Source organism: Actimicrobium antarcticum (assembly GCF_039536745.1).
Lineage (GTDB): Bacteria > Pseudomonadota > Gammaproteobacteria > Burkholderiales > Burkholderiaceae_D > Actimicrobium > Actimicrobium antarcticum.
The window spans coordinates 97,999-115,383 of sequence record NZ_BAAAZE010000002.1 but is presented as its reverse complement, the minus strand read 5'-3'; the positions used below and the strand labels follow the sequence as shown (position 1 = coordinate 115,383).

Here is a 17,385-nt window from a genome sequence, read left to right as displayed (position 1 = left end):
GACCCTTTGCAGCAGCCCGCGCCGGTGCGCCACTTTTGATCAGGATGCCCGATGAACATCACCCAGTTCACTACCGCCCAGGCCCAGAACCGCTTGCAAAGCGACGGGCTCGAATCGCTCGGACTGACCGCGCTGTTGCTGGCACCGCGCTGGTCCGCCAATGCGCTGCCGGGCTTCAATGCCGCCGCACTCACGCTGTCGGTCACCCAGCTGGCCAGTCCGTTCCTGGGCCTGCTGACCTGGCTGCCGCACGGACACGACTACACCGACGCGCAGGGCTTGCCGATCGACGCGGCCTGCGGCGTGATTTGCCTGCATCCGCATGCGGCGCAACGCCTGTTCCGGCTGGCCAGCGCACGCTATGCACCGGCCGTGCAACTGGTCCATCCGTTGCCGGTGACGATGCTGCTGCGGCTGGGCGGCTTGCCCAACGAGACCCCGCGCCGCATCGAAGCCGGCGACCCGGTGCCGGCGCCGCTCGGCACGCCGCTGCCGGCACCGGTGGTGGTGTCGTTCCATGACAGCCGTGGGCTGATCATTTGCCCGGTGGCGGTGGCGGCGATGTTTGCCGATCTGGTCAGCGCATTGCCCGGCCTGTTGTATGCCAGGGCGACCGGGGCCACCGGTGACGCCGGCGGGCTGACACCGATCAGCGCACTGGCGACCGGCAACCTGGTGCAGTTCGCCGACCTGCATGGCAACCTGTACCGCAAGACACTGAACACGCATTTCCTGAACCTGGTCACACCGGGCGCGCCAGCGACCACGAATCCGGTCGATCACGGCACCGGCTACGCGATGCTGGCCGCGAACCAGACCATCGCCGCCGATGCCGGCGATGGCGGCAAGTTGCGATTCGGTTTTGCGACACGCGGCACCCTGTCACGCACGCCGCTGGCGTTGCCCGTCCTGCCCGCCGCACTGACAGCGCCACCGTTTGCCACCACCGCCGCCCCGGTACTGCCGCGCCAGTTCCTGCGGGTCGTCGTGGTCGACCCCGACTGGCATCTGCTGGGCAACCGGCTGGAGACCACACGCAATGCGATCCCCGGCGATGACGCCAATACCCCGACCGACATCCTGCCGCCGGTACGCGACCGGATTGCGATCAGTTATGCCGTCGATGGGGTCGCAACACTGGCGCAGGTCGACGGCGTGCTGGCACGGTTTGCGGCGGCGGGCAGCGGCATGGTGATGGCCTGTTCGCCGGCCTTTGCCGCGGTCGGTTTGCCGCCACTTCCGGCGCCCGGCACCACGGTCGGCTGGCCGGGTTTTCCGGCGGCGGCGGGTGCCCCTGGCGCAGCGGTCAATGTCTCGCCGGCCACTGGCGCGACGGCGCAATGGCTGCCGCTGCCGTCGCTCGACGTGCTGTTCACGATTCCTGCCGCGGCCACGCCCAAAGACGCCCACGTGCGCATCTATACCCGACGCTTCATCGAGATCGAGAGCATTGGCAACCAGCCGTCGTTCGTGCGCGGTGATGGCGGCGCAGCACTAGCCGATGGCGTGAGCGCGCTGCACATCCTGCTGGTCAATCCGCTCGGGCTCGGCGCCGGCGATCCGCATCCGGCCGGTGCGGCGCTGGATGTCGATATCGTCATCACGCCGCGCATGGGCACGCGTCGGCTGTGGAGCGGCCTGCGCGTGACGCTGACCGGCGGCGGCACAGCGGTCGTCAATGCCTTCGGCGGCATCGACCGCCTGCCGCTGGTGCCGCCATCGATGCAGGGCTGGTGCGCGGTGCCGCTGTTCGGTTTGCCGCGCAGCGTGGTACCGGTTGGCGGCGGCACGCTGGCCGCCATCTCGCGCGGGCTGGCCTCGGAAAGCGTCCCCCGTACCGGCCCGCGCCTGCCGTTGATGGCGCGGTTTGAAACGGTGGTGGCCGCCGGCATTCCGGATGCGACTGCCACCAATGGCGCGCTGTCCTGGCAGGCAGTCGTGACCGGCGCGCGCTGGATGCCGGAATCGCGCTCGGCAGCGCACCAGACCGGCAATCCCGGCAATCCGGCCGGTCCCGACGTGCATGCCGCCGGGGCCAGCGTGAGTGGTGCGCTGGCGTATGACTTTGCCTGGCATGCGTTGCGCCGCGCCAAACCGCCGATTCCATTTCCGGGTGCGCCGGTGCTGCTGGATGGCTGGCTGGTATTCGGTGCCGGCAACACGATGAATGAACCCGTGACAGCGGCCACCGATGCCGCGCCGAACGCCGGCACCGGCATGGGTGCGGCACTGCAAACCGTGGCCGGGATTTGCGAAAATCCGGAGCTGTCGCTGGCACCCGAGAGCGCCTTCGCCAGCCCCACGTCGGTGCAGGACATCGTCAACTTCATCAGCAACGCAATCAATCCGGGTGGCACGCCGCCCACCATCAATCTGGTCAATGGCGATCGCTTGCTGGCGCAGGTGCGGCGTGAATTTTTCGTGGCCAAAAACGGCCGGCGCGATGCGCTCTGGTCACTGCGCCGGGCGCTAGGCGAAGCGCGCGAACTGATCTATCTCGAAGGTGCGCAATTCGCCCGCACGGCGGTCCCGGCCGCACCACAAAAACACGCGCTGGATCTGGCCCAGGTCATCATCGACCGCATGACCGCCCACAAGGGCTTGCGCGTGGTGATCGTCCTGCCACGCGAAACCGACTTTGCACCAAGCCCGCCGCCGATGAATTTCGAGACCTTCGTGCAGCAGGCGCTGGCCGCACGCAAGAATCTGGTCGCGGCATTTCCGCTGGCGTTGCGCAGCCGGCTGGTGGTCTGTCATCCGGTCGGTTTTCCCGGACGCTACACGGCGATGCGCTCGTCGGTGATCGTGGTCGATGATGTCTACAGCCTGGTCGGCACCAGCCATTTTCGGCGGCGCGGCATGACCTTTGACGGCGCAGCGGATCTGGTGTCGTTCGACCGGGTCATCGATGAGGGCTACTCAAAAAAGCTGCGTGATTTCCGGCGTACGCTGATGGCCACGCGACTGGGCATTCCGGTGGCCACCGGGCCTCTGGGTGCGAGCGCCGAATGGGTCGCGCTGGAACATCCGCGCAGCGCCTTCAGTGTGGTGCGCAACCTGCTGGAGCAAGGCGGACTGGGCGATATCAAACCGCTCTGGGACGGCAACAATCCGGATGTGCTGCCGGCTTCTCTGGATGTGGCTGATCCGGACGGCGTGGATGGCGCGACGCTGCTGGGCTCGCTGGCATCGTTTCTGAGCAAAGGGTAAGACGGACAGGACATTGCATCCGGGTCGAACGTCCACTGCACCACCACGGTGTCTGGCGACAGACACCTGGTACTCGGCGTCTTCACGGTAACGGCATGCCGTGCCGGTCGGGCACGTACTCGGGCTCGCCAGCGGCGAGCCGCTAGGCCGCGTCGGGTTGATCGCCCGGTGCAGCGCGGCGAAAGGCGTCGAGCGTCATGCAGTGGTCGTGAATGGCCACCACCCTGGGGACATGCGCCAGATTGCAGTCGAAGCGCATGGCGTTGAAAACCTGCGGCACCAGACAGCAGTCAGCCAGTGTCGGCGTGTCGCCAATGCAGAAGTCGGTGGAATGCTGCATTAAGGTCGCCTCAACAGCGGCCAGCCCGGTTTCCACCCAATGCTGGTACCAGCGCTTCTTCTGCTCGGTCGTGAACCCGAATTCGTCCACCAGAAAGTTCAGCACGCGCAGGTTGTTGAGCGGATGAATCTCGCAGGCGATATCCAGCGCGACGGCGCGGATGCGGGCGCGTTCGCCGGTCGATCGGCCAAGCAGGGTCGGCTCGGGATGCAGTTCCTCCAGGTATTCGATGATGGCCAGCGATTGGGTCACGGTCTCCGGCCCGTCCTGCAGCACGGGCACCAGCCCCATCGGATTGAGGCTGCGGAATTGCGGGCGTTTTTGCTGCCCGCCGTCAGCCAGCAAATGCACCGGAATCGTGTCGTAGGCCAGACCCTTGAGGTTCAGGGCGATGCGAACGCGAAACGACGCTGAACTGCGAAAGTAAGTATGAAGCTTGAGCATAAGATCGCTTTCAGAGTGGACTCGCATTCGGCAGTACCGTCCCGCTGACCTCTCCCAGCCCGATGCGCGCGGCACCTGCACGTTCGCACCAGCCACGCATGGTCAGCGTATCGCCATCTTGCAGGAAAGCATGGCGCTCGCCATTGGGCAAGGTAATCGGCTGTTTGCCACCCAGCGTGAGTTCCAGCAACGACCCCGCCTGATCGGATTCTGGCCCGGACAGCGTGCCCGACCCCAGCAGGTCGCCCGGCTGCAGGTTGCAGCCATTGACCGTGTGGTGCGTGATGAGTTGTGCCGGTGTCCAGTAGGCCGCTTGCCTGGCATTGCCGCGCGTCAGGCGTACCGCCCCCTCGCCGGCCGCGCGCATTTTGGCGGTCTGCAGCCAGACCTCCAGGTTGATGTCGAGCGCGCCACTTTCGCGATTGGCTGCGCTATCCAGATAAGGCAAGGGCTGCGGATCGCCGGCCGGGCGCTCGAAGGGTGCCGCGCGAAATGGCGCCAGCGCCTCCATCGTCACGATCCACGGCGACACCGTCGAGGCAAAATTCTTCGCAAGGAAGGGTCCGAGCGGCTGGTACTCCCAGGCCTGGATGTCGCGCGCCGACCAGTCGTTGAACAGGCAGACACCGAACAGGTGCTGTTCGGCCTGACCGATTGGGATCGACTCGCCCAGCGCATTTCCTGTGCCGGCGAAAAAGCCGAGTTCAAGCTCGTAGTCCAGCCGCTGCGTCGGGCCCAGCACCGGCGCGGCGGCCTCGCCCTTGAGTTGTCCCATCGGTCGCCTGAAGCGCTGGCCGCTGACGCCGATGGACGAGGCGCGTCCGTGGTAGCCGATCGGCACCCACTTGTAGTTGGGCATCAGCGGGTTGTCCGGGCGAAACAGCTTGCCCACGGTGGTGGCGTGATGAATGCCCACGTAAAAATCGGTGTAATCGCCGATCTGGCAGGGAACGGCCATTGTCACGGCCGATTGCGCGGTCAGCGCCCGGGCCCATACAACCTGCTTGCCGCTGCCCTCGGCCAAACCTGCAGAGATCGCCTTGCGCAGCGCATGGCGCTCGGCCGGCGTCGCCGCCATGAGCAGATTCATGTCGGCATGATCGACCAGCCCGGCTGCTTTCAGGTCGAGCACCTGGTCGCCAATGGCGACGCCGATGCGCAGCGGGTCGTCGCTGTTTGCGCGCCTGAAGCGCCCGAACGGCAGATTCTGGATCGGAAAATCGGCGTGCTCGCTGTTGGCGGATTCGACCCAGCTGCGCAGCTTGGGATCGTGGGTTTCGTTGATGTCGGTCATGGCTTGAATGTGTCCTGGAGGCCGGCCCAGCAGTCGGCGTAGTCGGTATCGAGCGCCGGGCTTTGCAGCGCCCAGGTCGTGGGAATGAAACGGTAGCGGCTCTCGAACATGAAGGCCAGGGTGTTGTCCAGCTTTTGCGGCTTGAGGTCTGCCGCGCTGGCCTTGTCGAAGGCTTCCTGATCGGGGCCGTGCGGCACCATGCTGTTGTGGAGGCTGGCACCGCCCGGCTTGAAGCCGCCCGGCTTGGCATCGTACTCGCCATGGACCAGACCCATGAATTCGCTCATCAGGTTGCGGTGGTACCAGGGCGGACGGAACGTGCCCTCCATCACCAGCCAGCGCGGCGGGAAGATCACGAAGTCGCAATTGGCGGTGCCAGGTGTGTCCGAGGGCGAGGTGAGCACGGTGAAGATAGAGGGATCGGGATGATCGAAGCTGATTGAACCGATCGTCATGAAGTTCGCCGTGTCGTACTTCACCGGCGCCAGGTTACCGTGCCAGGCCACGACGTTGAAGGGCGAATGCTGCATCGGCGCTATCCAGAAGTGGCCGCCGAATTTTTTGATCAGCTCGTACGCGCCGGGTTCTGTCTCGAAGGCCGCCACCGGCGCCTGGAAATCGCGCGCATTGGCAAGGCCATTGGAGCCGATCGGACCCAATTCGGGCAGGTGGAACTGGGCGCCGTAGTTCTCGCAGACGTAGCCGCGCGACGCACCGTGTCCGGCGTCCGAGTCGGGCAGCGCGACCTTGAATACCACGCCGCGCGGCACCAGCGCGATTTCACCCGGCGCGACATGCAGCACGCCCATTTCGGTGGTGATGACGAGGCGCCCCTGCTGCGGCACGATCAGCAGCTCGCCATCGGCATTGACGAAGGCGCGCCGTTCCATCGAGCGGTTCGCCAGGTACATCAGCGAGCCGATGCCGACCTGCGCCTCGGCGTCGCCATTGGCCGCCAAGGTATGCATGCCGTCGATGAAGTCGGCCCCGGACGTTTCAGCACCATCCAGTGGCAGCGGGTGCCAGCGCATCGGCTCGGGCGCGAGCGCGCTCGCGCGCTCGGCGCCGGTGGTCCAGCGTGCCTGGGAATAGGCCTGGTAGCGGCCCGAAACCACCGAGGGCTGGCGCCGGTAGAGCCAGGAGCGCCGATTCTGGTGGCGCGGAGCAGTGAAGGCGGTGCCCGAAAGCAGCTCGGCGTACAGCGCCAGGGGCGCACGCTGCGGGCTATTGCGCCCCTGGGGCAGCGCGCCGGCCACCGCCTCGCTGGCGTATTCGTTGCCGAAGCCGCTCTGGTAGCGCAGTTCGGAGGAAGGTACGGATGACATGAGATCCTCGTGGAATAAAGAATGCTGTTAAATGAATAGTGCGTACGCGCTTGAACATTGGGCTACATGGCGATTTTGCTGAATTCGCGAGCGCGCCGGTCCATGTGGCACGGTCGTCTGCACAGCTCAATGCGACATCGACGCTGCCTCGCCAAACGGCTTCATGGCCTTGCCACGCGTCTCCAGTCCCATCAGCAACAACGTCACTGCCGAAATCATTGCGGTCACGGCGATGGCGATGAAAATGGCGCTAGTGCTCCAGTTCAGGCCGATCAGCAGACCGCCGACCACCGGTCCGACGATCGAACCGAAGCGACCGATGCCCAGGCTCCAGCCGATACCGGTGGAGCGCAGCGCCGTCGGGTAATAGGTGGCCGCGAGTGCGTTAAGGCCGGGCTGCCCACCGATAATGCAAGCCCCCGTCACCGTCACCGCCGCAAACAGCAGTGGCAACGAACCGCCCAGCTGCCCGATCAAGGCAGTGGAGACGGCGGCCACGGCGAAGGCGGGCACCAGTACCTTGTAAAAGCCGATACGGTCGATCAGCGGACCCATCACCAGAGTGCCGATCAGGCCGCCGACGAAGAGCGACGTGCCAAGCAGCACCGAGTTCTGCAGCGTCATCCCGGCGCTCTTGGCGATGGTCGGAATCCAGCTCGACAGAAAATACAGATCGAGCAGGTTCATGAAGTTGACCACCCACAGCAAGAGTGTCGCCTTGGCGCGGCCGCCATGAAACAACTCCAGCATCGGCGTGCCGCTCTTGCCGGGTTCGGAGAGAACGTAGCGTGTATCGGCGTCAATATGAATGGTGGGATCGATCTTGCGCAGACTGGCCGCGAGTATCTCGGGTTTCACGCCCTTCATCGCCATGAACTGCAGCGATTCGGGCACATAAAAAAACATCAGCGTCGCAATCACGAGCGGAATCACGCCACCGAGATAGAACACCGATTGCCAACCCCAGGCAGGGATCATCGCCGACGCCAGAAGACCGCCCAGTACCGAACCGAGTGTGAATCCGCACGACACGTACATCATCAGCGTCACGCGACTGCGTTTGGGGCTGAACTCGCCGGCCAGCGCCATCGCGTTAGGCATGATCGCGCCCAGTCCCAGGCCGGCAATAAAGCGTATGGCGATCAATTCCGGGATCGTCGTCACCTGCGCGGTAATGAGCGTGCACACACCGAAAAAGACACTGCACCAGATCAGAACCGGACGGCGCCCGATCTTGTCGGCCAGTACGCTGAAGGTCAGCGAGCCGACCAGCATGCCGAACAGACCGGCGCCAAAAACCGCGCCCAATGCAGCCTTGTTGATGCCCCATTCCTGAATGATGGCCGGGGCCGTGAACGCCATCGCGAGGACGTCGAAGCCATCGGTTACGACGGTCATTCCCACCAGGATCAGCAGCCATATTTGAAAGGAGCTGATCTTGCTGGCATCGATCAGCGCGGATATGTCGATCGTTTTACGACTATTCATTGCAATCTCCTGATGTAGTTTTTGTATGTAGCGGTTCAAAGTTCAAGCACGAGCCTGCCACCCAGGGCACGTGAGCAGCACGTCATCACTTTGTTATTCGCATCGCGTTCGGCGCGAGTGAGCACAACGTCGCGGTGGTCGACCTCGCCCGCAAGCACGCGCACCTCGCAGGAGCCGCACAGGCCCTCTTCGCAATCGCTCTGCACGTCGACATTTGCGGCGCGCAGGGCGGCCAGCATGGTCTGGTCTGCCCGAACTTTGACGACCAGACCCGAATCCTTCAATTCGACCTCGAAGGCGTGTTCCTTTGCAGGGTCGAGCTGGCCCTTCGTCGCTACGAAATGCTCGGTACGCAGCGCATCGTCCGGCCAATGCGCCGAACAGATTTCGAGCGCCCTGAGCATCTTCGCCGGGCCGCAGGCATAGATCCGCGTGCCCGATTCCGGGGTGCGCAGCAGCGCGGCCAGGTCGTTGTGTCGTTCGTCGCCGGCGTAGACATGCAGGCGATCACCGTGCAGCGCCGCCAGATCATCGAGCAATGCCATCGTGCTGCGTCTGCGTCCGCTGTAGTGCAGCTGATAGTCGATGCCTAGCGACCTGGCGCGGCGCGCCATCGCGCTGATCGGCGTGATGCCGATACCGCCTGCAACAAAGACAATCTTGCCGGCATCTTCATCGAGCCGAAAATGGTTGCGCGGGCCGCGCATCGTGAGTCGATCGCCAGCCTTGACCTGCGTGTGCACCCAGGTCGAGCCACCACGGCCCTGATCCTCGCGCAGCACCGCGATTTCCAGCACGTTGGTTTCGGCAGGATCGCCACACAGCGAATACTGGCGCGACAGGTCGGGCGTGCCACAGTCGATATCGATGTGGGAACCCGGTGTCCAGCGCGGCATCGCTTTGCCATCGGGCGCCACCAGCCGCAGCCTGACTATGCCCTCCGCGACCGGTGTGACACTGTCGACAATGACCTGCCGCGTGATGGCATGCCTGGACGGCTCACCGACGCGGATCGGCATCGTCGACGCACGTCGACCGGCATCTTTTCTCTCGGGGTTGGCGTTCGGGTCCCACTCGACCCACAAGTGCTCGGGACCGCGAAACGAAGTGTTCGGCACATAGCTGAACGTCTGTTGTGCCAACCTCATGTGCGGCAGGCGCCGGGCAAACTCCTCCACAAAGATCTGCATCTCCATGCGCGCCAGATTCTTGCCCATGCACTGGTGCGAGCCGTACCCGAAGGTCAGGTGATCGACCGAGTTGTCGCGGCGAATGTCAAACAGATCCGCATCCGTGAAGTGGCGCTCGTCGTGGTTGGCCGACGATGTCACGATCAGCAGCCTGGCGCCAGCCGGCAGATCGACACCGTCGACCTGCGTATCCGCCGTGACGAGGCGCCGCCAGGCCGCGATCGATCCATTGTGGCGCAGGCATTCCTCGACGGCATTGGGGATCAGGCTAGGGTCTTCGCCTATCTCGCGCCACACATCCGGATGCGACAGCAGCAGCTTCATTGCGTTGGCGGTCGCATTCGCAGTGGTCTCGTGCGCCGCGACGATACCGGCCATCATCATCGAGTGCAGGTAGGAGTCGGTAACGATTTCCGGATTCTCCTTTTGCTTGCGGATGCCGTAGAACATCCAGCCGTCGCCCGACGGATCCTGCCGCATCTTGTCCAGCACTTTGCCGGCAAATTGCCAGAAGTTGCCAACCGCGTGCGCCACCTCGACCTGCTCTTCGGGTTGCGGGCGGCCCCAGGTATTGACCGTATGCGCGATGGAGTACTTGCGCAACGTATCCATGTCTTCTTCGGGGACGCCCAAAAAGTGCAAGGCCACCGTCAGCGGGATTTCCCACAGCATCTGGTCGACCAGATCGGCTCTGCCGTCATCAATGAACCGGCTCACGTACTCCCTGGCGAGCTTGCGCACCATCGGTTCGTGATGCTTCAGCGCCTCGGGAGTGAACGGGTCCATCAACATCCGCCGCCGCGGCATATGCGCCGGCTCGTCCTCATTGACCAGCGTACGGTTCATTGCGTAGCCGTAGGACGCGAGCACCGCATTGGCCTCGTCGCTCGTCGGCGTAATCTTCTCAAGGGCGATCGAGGGGCTGAAGGTGATGTTGTCGCGAAAGATGGCCTTGATGCTGTCGTAGCGGGTGACCACCCAGTAGCCCAGTTGAGGACTAAAAAAGATCGGCTCCTGCTCGCGGGCCCAGCGTAGGTACTCGGGCGGATCTTGCTGGTAAGCGTCGGTGAAGGGATCGAAATCGGCGGCGCGTGCGCTCACGGGACACCCGTCAGGTGCGCGCTGTCCGGAGACTGGCAACTGCCCGACAGGGCATGCATTGTTGCGGGGGGATGCGTCGACATTTGACATGCTTGTCTTTCTATTTAAAAGTGCATCAGCACATTGCGCAGTGACTCGACACCGATAATCGGCACGCTCAGGCAGGCATCAGGAGCCTGAACTGGAAAAAGGCGGACCATGCAGGTGTGGATCACCGCGGCGATGTCGGCAAGAGTGCTATCGTTGCTACGCCTTTTTCCTCCTCAACTGAGGCGGTGACAGAGCTCAAATCCCATCCGACAGTGCAGCGAATCGTGCGCCATTTCACTGACGATTACACTGCAATACGACTTGCCATTCAATCAGTTTTTTTTGATAGCGTTAGAAGATAAATCGATGAACGTCACACTCAAGCAATTGCGCGCGTTCCTGGCTGTTGCCCGCACCGGCAGCTTTACATTGGCCGCCGAAAGCCTGTTCGTCACGCAGTCGGCGCTGAGCAGCCTGATCAAGGAGCTCGAAAACGCGATCGGTGCAAGGCTCATGGATCGCAGCACGCGCAGAATCCAGCTATCAAACATCGGGAGTGATCTGGTCCCCCTGGTCGACAAAATCATTCAGGATCTGGACCGGGTACTGACCGGGGTGGCTGACGTCACGGCGTTGAAGAAAGGGCTGGTGCGTATCGCAGGGCCACAGCTGATGTCATGCACCTTGCTGACAGAATTCATCGCCGCCTACAACAAGGAATATCCTGAGATCGCGATCCGCCTGGTCGATTGCGGTGTCGAAGAGGTCGCGCCAAAGGTCATCACGGGTGAGGTGGATTTCGGCGTCGGTCCGGAGCGGGATCCAAGTTCCGACCTTGCAGCCAAACAGCTCTTCGAACTACCGTTCGTGGTCGTATTTCCACCCGGCCATCCGCTGGCGGCTCACAGCGAAGTTCGATGGGCGGATCTGGCAGCCTATCCCTTCATCTCGCTGCGAGGTCATTTTACGGAGCGTATTGCCGTGGACTTGCATGCGGCGATTCTGGACCTGACCCTGACGCCAGCCCACGAAGTGGCGTTCATGTCGACGGCACTCAGCATGGCCAGCAGCGGGCTGGGTGTCACTGCCTGCATCCCGTATGCCAATTCGCTGGTAGAACTCTACAAGCTGGAGATGCGCCCGCTGCGCGATCCGGAAGTGAAACGACGCTTCTTCGTCCTCACGCGCGGAGGTCGCTCGTTGTCTCCCGCAGCCGAAAGTGCCATGGCTTTTCTCTTCAGTTTTTGTAACATCCGCTGGCCTGCTGAGCAGTCCCTGTGACCGTGCTTCTTGTCGTTTACCCGCGTCTGGTGACGATGCTTCCGGGTCATGTGGAAAGGGGCTCTTAGCGTCTCAAAAGTTTACCGGATGGCCGTATCGCAAATAACGGTCAAGTCGATAAAAATGGCTGAGAAGGCAAATTCCAGCTGACGATTTTGTGCGAAATAATTTTGCGCGGTCACAACCGTATTTGGAACCAGTCAGGCGACACGACCACTTAACGTCGCACAGGCCAGCAATGGCCCCTCACTACACGCATTCCACGACCGCCCCCGCGATGCAACGCCTGAATTCCGTACTCAGCCTGCTCTTCACCGCTGCACAGCGCGCCCCGGACATTTTATTTACCTGAATCACACCGAGAGTTTTCATGCAACGCTTGAATACCATCCTTGCCCCGATCTGGACCGAGGCCTACCGCAACCAGACCGATGCCGACAGACAGACCCACCAAGAACGCCTGATGGCGTTGCATGAAGAGGCCCGCAACACGCCGCTGCAAGCGATTCCGGCAGCGTTGCACGAAGCCGGTGAGGCACAAGTGCGAACCGTCTCGCCCGACACCATCGCGCGTCTTGAACAGGGTCGCTCGCTGGCATTGGCGACCCGCCGATTGCTGCCACGGGGCCCCGCCAATCAACGTCTGGCGATGACCGGATCACGCGGGACCAACTGGCTCAACGTCGGCGGCATTCGCAAAATCACGTTACCCGGCAGCGCTCACCAGCAATCGACGGCAGCCATCGGTGTGCTGGGAAACGCAGGACAGTGCTCCGAACATACGGCGGTCGCGTTTGCACTGGCAGCAGCACTTGACCTGCCGGTGGAAGTGGTTGTCAACGACGACGACCATCAAGTGTTGCTGCTGTCGCCGGAACAGGGCCAGAACGCCGTGGTGGTGGATGCCTGGACCACTTTTCCGTCGAGCTGCCTGAAAGCAGACTCGGCGTTTACCGACGCAGTCGTGCAACAGCGCCATCAGCCGGGCACGATCGCACCGCCATCCACATTCAATCTCGTCACGATTGATACCGTGCGCGCCGCCCTGGAAGAGCAACTGGGCGAAATGCCGATTGAACGTGCCCGGCTTGTCGATTTTCTTGCCGAGTATCGTGATGTGCAGGGAGACCGGGGGTTGGAGGGACAAGCAGCGAATGCCGCGCCACACGTCAATGCTGTGTACACCGAGGCAGCCAATACCATAGCAACCGTTGCAAAGTGCACTTACAAAGTCGGTTCCATGGATCTCAGGATCAGACAAGAAGTCGTCGGAATCGCAAGCCAGCGTACGACTGTGACGGTAAGCGACCTGCGAAAAGCCGCCAACCTCGCAGCCCATACATCGCCGCGGCGGCAGGCCATCAAGGAGGCGAACTGGCGCGACACACTGACCATCGCCAGCGGCGAACGCGTCCGTGTGGAAGTGGCGATGCGGGTCAAGGCGCTGCCGCTGCTGCGCGACATACGATTACCATCGAAAAACATCCTGTACCGCGCCGACGATGGCAGCGAATTTTCGACTACGCGTGCGCCACAGGACCTGATCGACAGTGCCGCCGCCGCCGTGGAGGAAGCGCAACGCATGAATTTTCCGGCCGGGTTTGTACAGAGTCCGGCCAGCATCGTGGCGACTACGCTGGAGTCAATGGAACAACAGCGGGGATTGCCAACGACTTCGGCGATGCTCGCTACACAGAATCAGAGACTGAGCACCATCGAGATACAACTGAGTCAACTTTCTGCGAACGAACGCGATGACACGCTGGTGCGCTTCAGTACCTTGCTGCCGGATTTGCCGGCCGCGCTGATGGCCAAAGCCGCCGGTATCTGGAAGCCGTTATGGAAAGGCGCCATACCGGGTGCCGCGCAAACCAGTGCGACCCGCGCCGTGCTGGCCGGCTGGGCGCGCCACTTTACCGATCCGGTGATCGAACCAATATTGCGCAAGGCGCTGGGCATGCGCGGGCAACCGCTGCGACTGGTCGGCAGTGTCGCGCGGCAGGTGCTGTCCATGCAGGACGCACCCGCGCAGCGTCAGGCGCTGGCGCTGATCGACCAGCAACTGCCCGCCATCGCCGCGGGTGCGCAACGCGATGCGCTGCTGGCCGAACTCGCCACCAGGGTTGCGCAAATCACGCACCTGCAGGTTCGCGCGGAGGCACTGAGCATGCTGCGTCGGCATAACTGGCAGGCCTGATTGTGCGGGTGTACCGGCCAGATCAGAAGTATTCGAACTCGACACAATCGCCGCCCAGTTTTTCCGACAGCACCTGCTTGAGACCGTCGGCCGGCAGCACTTTCCATTCTTCAGCCAGGCGCAATTCGCAGGCTGCGCCCTGCTGGGTGTAACGCAACAGGAACGGCAGGCCGGCCTCGGAACGGTATGGCGTGAGCAGGCTTTTGATCTGTGCGGCATCGAGCTTGCCGGAATACGTGAGTGCAATCTGCTTGCCGTACTGGATGCGCGCAGCGGCAATGTCCATGACTTTTTCGGCGGTGATGCGCAGGCCGCCCGAAAAGCGGTCTTCGGACACCTTGCCCGAGACGCACAGAAATTCGTCTTCCTTGAACATGCGCTTGTTGGCGTCGTAGATCTCGTTGTACACCGTCACATCGACCGTCGCGCTGGAGTCATCGAGCGTGACAATCACCATCTTGCCGCGCTGCGTCATCTGCACCCGCATCGCGACGATGATGCCGGCAATCATGCGCGAATCGCGCGACGGTTCCAGGCTGGACAGCTTGGTGCGGGCGAAGCGGCGCACTTCGTCGGCATAGGACGTGAACAGGTGACCGGACAGATAAAAACCGAGCGCGATTTTTTCTTCGGTCAGGCGCTGCTTGTCGGTCCACGGCGCGACCTTGACGTAACCCGGTTGCGTGTCGAGATCGCTGTCGGCACCACCGAACAGACTGACCTGATTGATCGATGCTTCATGCTGTTCGGCCGCTTCCAGCGCCAGCGCCACCGACGCCAGCAGGATCGCCCGATCGACCTCGAAGCAATCGAACGCACCGGCCCGGATCAATGAATCGATGGTGCGGCGATTGACCTGGCGCTTGTCGACCCGCTTGGCGAAATCGAACAGGTCGATGAACGGACCATGGGCGCGCGCCGCAACGATCGCTTCGATCGCGCCCTGCCCCGAACCCTTGACTGCACCGAGTCCATACCGAATCTGCTTGGCGCGCTTGCCCGGCTCGCCGACCGGCGTGAACCGGTAATCCGATTGATTGATGTCGGGCGGCAGCAAGGTCATTGCGCAGACGTCGATCACGTCCTCGACCAGAATGCGCACCTTCTCGGTATCGTCCATCGCCAGCGACAGGTTGGCGGCCATGAACGCGGCCGGGTGATGCGCTTTCAGGTAGGCGGTGTGATAGGCCAGCAATGCATACGCGGCCGCATGGGATTTGTTGAATCCGTAGCCGGCGAACTTCTCCATCAAGTCAAAAATCTCGTCGGCCTTGGCTTCGGACAAGCCATCCTTGGCCGCACCGTCGCGGAAAATCTGGCGGTGCTCGGCCATCTCTTCGGCCTTCTTTTTACCCATCGCGCGCCGCAACAGATCGGCGCCACCGAGCGAGTAACCGCCGACCACCTGCGCCATCTGCATCACCTGCTCCTGATACACCATGATGCCGTAGGTTTCGGACAGGATGCCCTCGGTGCGCGGGTCGGGATAATCGAAGCGCTCGCCGTGCTTGCGTCGACAAAAGTCCGGGATCAGGTCCATCGGACCCGGCCGGTACAGCGCCACCAGCGCGATGATGTCCTCGAAACGATCGGGCCGCGCGTCTTTCAGCATGCCCTGCATGCCGCGGCTTTCCAGCTGGAATACCGCAACCGTCTTGGCCTTGGTCAGCAGGTCATACGACGCCTTGTCGTTGAGCGGCAATTTCTCCAGACTGAAATCGGCCATGGCCGGATCGAGCCGCTTGATATAGCGCACGGCCCAGTCGAGGATGGTCAGCGTGGTCAGGCCCAGAAAGTCGAACTTGACCAGGCCGACCGCTTCGACGTCATCCTTGTCGTATTGCGAGACCACGCCCGATTCGCCGCCCTGCGTGTACAGCGGACAAAAATCGGTCAGCTTGCCCGGCGCGATCACGACGCCACCCGCATGCATGCCGATGTTGCGGGCGATGCCTTCGACCTGCTGCGCCAGATCCAGCAACTGGCGCACTTCGTCTTCGTTTTCCTGGCGCTCGGCCAGCAGCGGTTCTTCCAGGATCGCGTCGGCGATGGTGACCTGCTTGCCCGGCTTGAACGGAATCAGTTTCGAAATTCCGTCGCAGAAGTTGTAGCCCATGTCGAGCACCCGGCCGACATCGCGAATCGCCCCCTTGGCCGCCATCGTCCCGAAAGTGGCGATCTGCGAGACCGCTTCCTTGCCGTAGCGATCCTTGACGTACTGGATCACGCGGTCGCGGCCTTCCTGGCAAAAGTCGATGTCGAAGTCGGGCATCGACACCCGTTCCGGATTCAGGAAGCGCTCGAACAGCAGGTTGTATTCGAGCGGATCGAGGTCGGTAATGCTGAGTGAATACGCCACTAGCGAACCGGCACCTGAACCCCGTCCCGGCCCGACCGGCACGCCATTGTTCTTGGCCCATTGAATGAAATCGGCCACGATCAGGAAGTAACCCGGAAACCCCATCTTGATGATGGTATTGGTTTCGAAATCGAGGCGATCGGCATAACGCTGGCGCTCGGCCTCGCGCTTGACGGCATCCGGATACAGCTGCAGCAGGCGCTGCTCCAGTCCGCGGCGCGCTTCGCTGATCAGGAAGTCGCCAATCGTCATGCCCTCGGGCGTCGGAAAGTCCGGCAGACGGGGCTTGCCGAGCACCAGCGTCAGGTTGCAGCGTTTGGCGATGTCGAGCGAATTCTGCAGCGCACCCGGCAAGTCGGCAAACAGCTCGGCCATCTCGGCCTGCGTGGTAAAACACTGGCGGTCGTTGAAGCGCTTGACGCGCCGCGCATTGGCCAGCATCTCGCCTTCCGAAATACAGGTGCGCGCTTCATGCGCGATGAATTCTTCCTTGGTCAGAAACTGGATTGGATGGGTTGCCACAACAGGCAACTGCAGACGTGCGGCAAGGGCGACCAGCTGGCGCACTTGCGCTTCCTGGTTGGGCTGGCCGGCACGCTGGATCTCGATATAAAAATGTCCCGGAAAAATCCGCGACCAGCGCTGTGCATTGCGTTCGGCAGCGGCGATATTACCGTTTTCGATGGCGATGCCGACATCCCCGAAATGCGCGCCGGCCAGCGCGATCAGGCCATGGGCCGGACTGAGTTTTTCGAGCCAGTCGATGCGGATTTCGGCGCGGCCGCGATGCAAATTACTGAGCCAGGCTTGCGAAATCAGTTCGCATAACTGCAGGTAGCCGGCGGCATTTTTTGCCAGCAGCAGCAGGCGTGACGGCTTGTCGCGGTCGTCGTCGTTGGTGATCCAGACATCGCAACCGATGATCGGCTTGATGCCTTTTTTGCGAGCGGCCTTGTAGAACTTGACCATGCCGAACAGATTGGCCAGATCGGTGATGGCAAGCGACGGCTGAGCGTCGGCCGCAGCGGCGTCGACCACGTCATCGATGCGGATCAAGCCGTCGACGATGGAGTATTCGGAATGGAGGCGAAGGTGGGTAAATTGCGGTGAGGTCATCGCAGCATTC

Annotated in this window: 9 protein-coding genes; 3 read left to right on the top strand and 6 right to left on the bottom strand. The window is 62.6% G+C overall.

Annotated features, from left to right (window positions below; translation table 11 throughout):
* The first annotated feature begins 51 nt into the window (after positions 1-51).
* Positions 52-3,210 carry a phospholipase D-like domain-containing protein gene (locus ABD720_RS01795; RefSeq protein WP_344761499.1) on the top strand — a complete coding sequence of 1,053 codons (3,159 nt, stop codon included), beginning with the start codon at positions 52-54 and terminating at the stop codon, positions 3,208-3,210.
* 142 nt (positions 3,211-3,352) lie between these two features.
* Here the strand turns inward: ABD720_RS01795 and maiA are convergent, their stop codons facing one another.
* The 5 genes from maiA to ABD720_RS01770 all read right to left on the bottom strand — a co-directional run bounded on the left by maiA (position 3,353) and on the right by ABD720_RS01770 (position 10,482).
* The gene (gene maiA / locus ABD720_RS01790) at positions 3,353-3,994 is read right to left on the bottom strand and encodes a maleylacetoacetate isomerase (protein ID WP_344761498.1); all 642 of its coding nucleotides are present in this window, start codon (positions 3,992-3,994) and stop codon (positions 3,353-3,355) included.
* Positions 3,995-4,004: 10 nt separating this feature from the next.
* Positions 4,005-5,288, bottom strand: a complete 1,284-nt coding sequence (fahA, locus tag ABD720_RS01785) for a fumarylacetoacetase (protein ID WP_344761497.1) — start codon at positions 5,286-5,288, stop codon at positions 4,005-4,007.
* Positions 5,285-6,613, bottom strand: a complete 1,329-nt coding sequence (gene hmgA / locus ABD720_RS01780) for a homogentisate 1,2-dioxygenase (protein ID WP_344761496.1) — start codon at positions 6,611-6,613, stop codon at positions 5,285-5,287. The genes fahA and hmgA overlap by 4 nt, the downstream gene beginning before the upstream one ends.
* 126 nt (positions 6,614-6,739) lie before the next feature.
* A complete protein-coding gene (locus ABD720_RS01775; RefSeq protein ID WP_344761495.1) occupies positions 6,740-8,101 on the bottom strand; it encodes an MFS transporter in 1,362 nt (453 codons plus the stop codon).
* Between the two features lie 35 nt (positions 8,102-8,136).
* The gene (locus ABD720_RS01770; protein WP_344761494.1) at positions 8,137-10,482 is read right to left on the bottom strand and encodes a cytochrome P450/oxidoreductase; all 2,346 of its coding nucleotides are present in this window, start codon (positions 10,480-10,482) and stop codon (positions 8,137-8,139) included.
* A 306-nt stretch (positions 10,483-10,788) separates the two neighbouring features.
* Between ABD720_RS01770 and ABD720_RS01765 the strand changes: the two genes are divergently transcribed.
* The gene (locus tag ABD720_RS01765) at positions 10,789-11,703 is read left to right on the top strand and encodes a LysR family transcriptional regulator (protein ID WP_344761493.1); all 915 of its coding nucleotides are present in this window, start codon (positions 10,789-10,791) and stop codon (positions 11,701-11,703) included.
* A gap of 370 nt (positions 11,704-12,073) precedes the next feature.
* Positions 12,074-13,900 carry a hypothetical protein gene (locus ABD720_RS01760; protein WP_344761492.1) on the top strand — a complete coding sequence of 609 codons (1,827 nt, stop codon included), beginning with the start codon at positions 12,074-12,076 and terminating at the stop codon, positions 13,898-13,900.
* Positions 13,901-13,922: 22 nt separating this feature from the next.
* Here the strand turns inward: ABD720_RS01760 and dnaE are convergent, their stop codons facing one another.
* The gene (gene dnaE, locus ABD720_RS01755; protein ID WP_344761491.1) at positions 13,923-17,375 is read right to left on the bottom strand and encodes a DNA polymerase III subunit alpha; all 3,453 of its coding nucleotides are present in this window, start codon (positions 17,373-17,375) and stop codon (positions 13,923-13,925) included.
* Between the last annotated feature and the right edge of the window lie 10 nt (positions 17,376-17,385).

What these genes read in the sequence shown, in the direction of transcription:
- ABD720_RS01795 (WP_344761499.1), top strand. Translation starts at nt 52, where the DNA reads ATGAACATCACCCAGTTCACTACCGCCCAGGCCCAGAACCGCTTGCAA.
- maiA (WP_344761498.1), bottom strand. Translation starts at nt 3,994, where the DNA reads ATGCTCAAGCTTCATACTTACTTTCGCAGTTCAGCGTCGTTTCGCGTT.
- fahA (WP_344761497.1), bottom strand. Translation starts at nt 5,288, where the DNA reads ATGACCGACATCAACGAAACCCACGATCCCAAGCTGCGCAGCTGGGTC.
- hmgA (WP_344761496.1), bottom strand. Translation starts at nt 6,613, where the DNA reads ATGTCATCCGTACCTTCCTCCGAACTGCGCTACCAGAGCGGCTTCGGC.
- ABD720_RS01775 (WP_344761495.1), bottom strand. Translation starts at nt 8,101, where the DNA reads ATGAATAGTCGTAAAACGATCGACATATCCGCGCTGATCGATGCCAGC.
- ABD720_RS01770 (WP_344761494.1), bottom strand. Translation starts at nt 10,482, where the DNA reads ATGTCAAATGTCGACGCATCCCCCCGCAACAATGCATGCCCTGTCGGG.
- ABD720_RS01765 (WP_344761493.1), top strand. Translation starts at nt 10,789, where the DNA reads ATGAACGTCACACTCAAGCAATTGCGCGCGTTCCTGGCTGTTGCCCGC.
- ABD720_RS01760 (WP_344761492.1), top strand. Translation starts at nt 12,074, where the DNA reads ATGCAACGCTTGAATACCATCCTTGCCCCGATCTGGACCGAGGCCTAC.
- dnaE (WP_344761491.1), bottom strand. Translation starts at nt 17,375, where the DNA reads ATGACCTCACCGCAATTTACCCACCTTCGCCTCCATTCCGAATACTCC.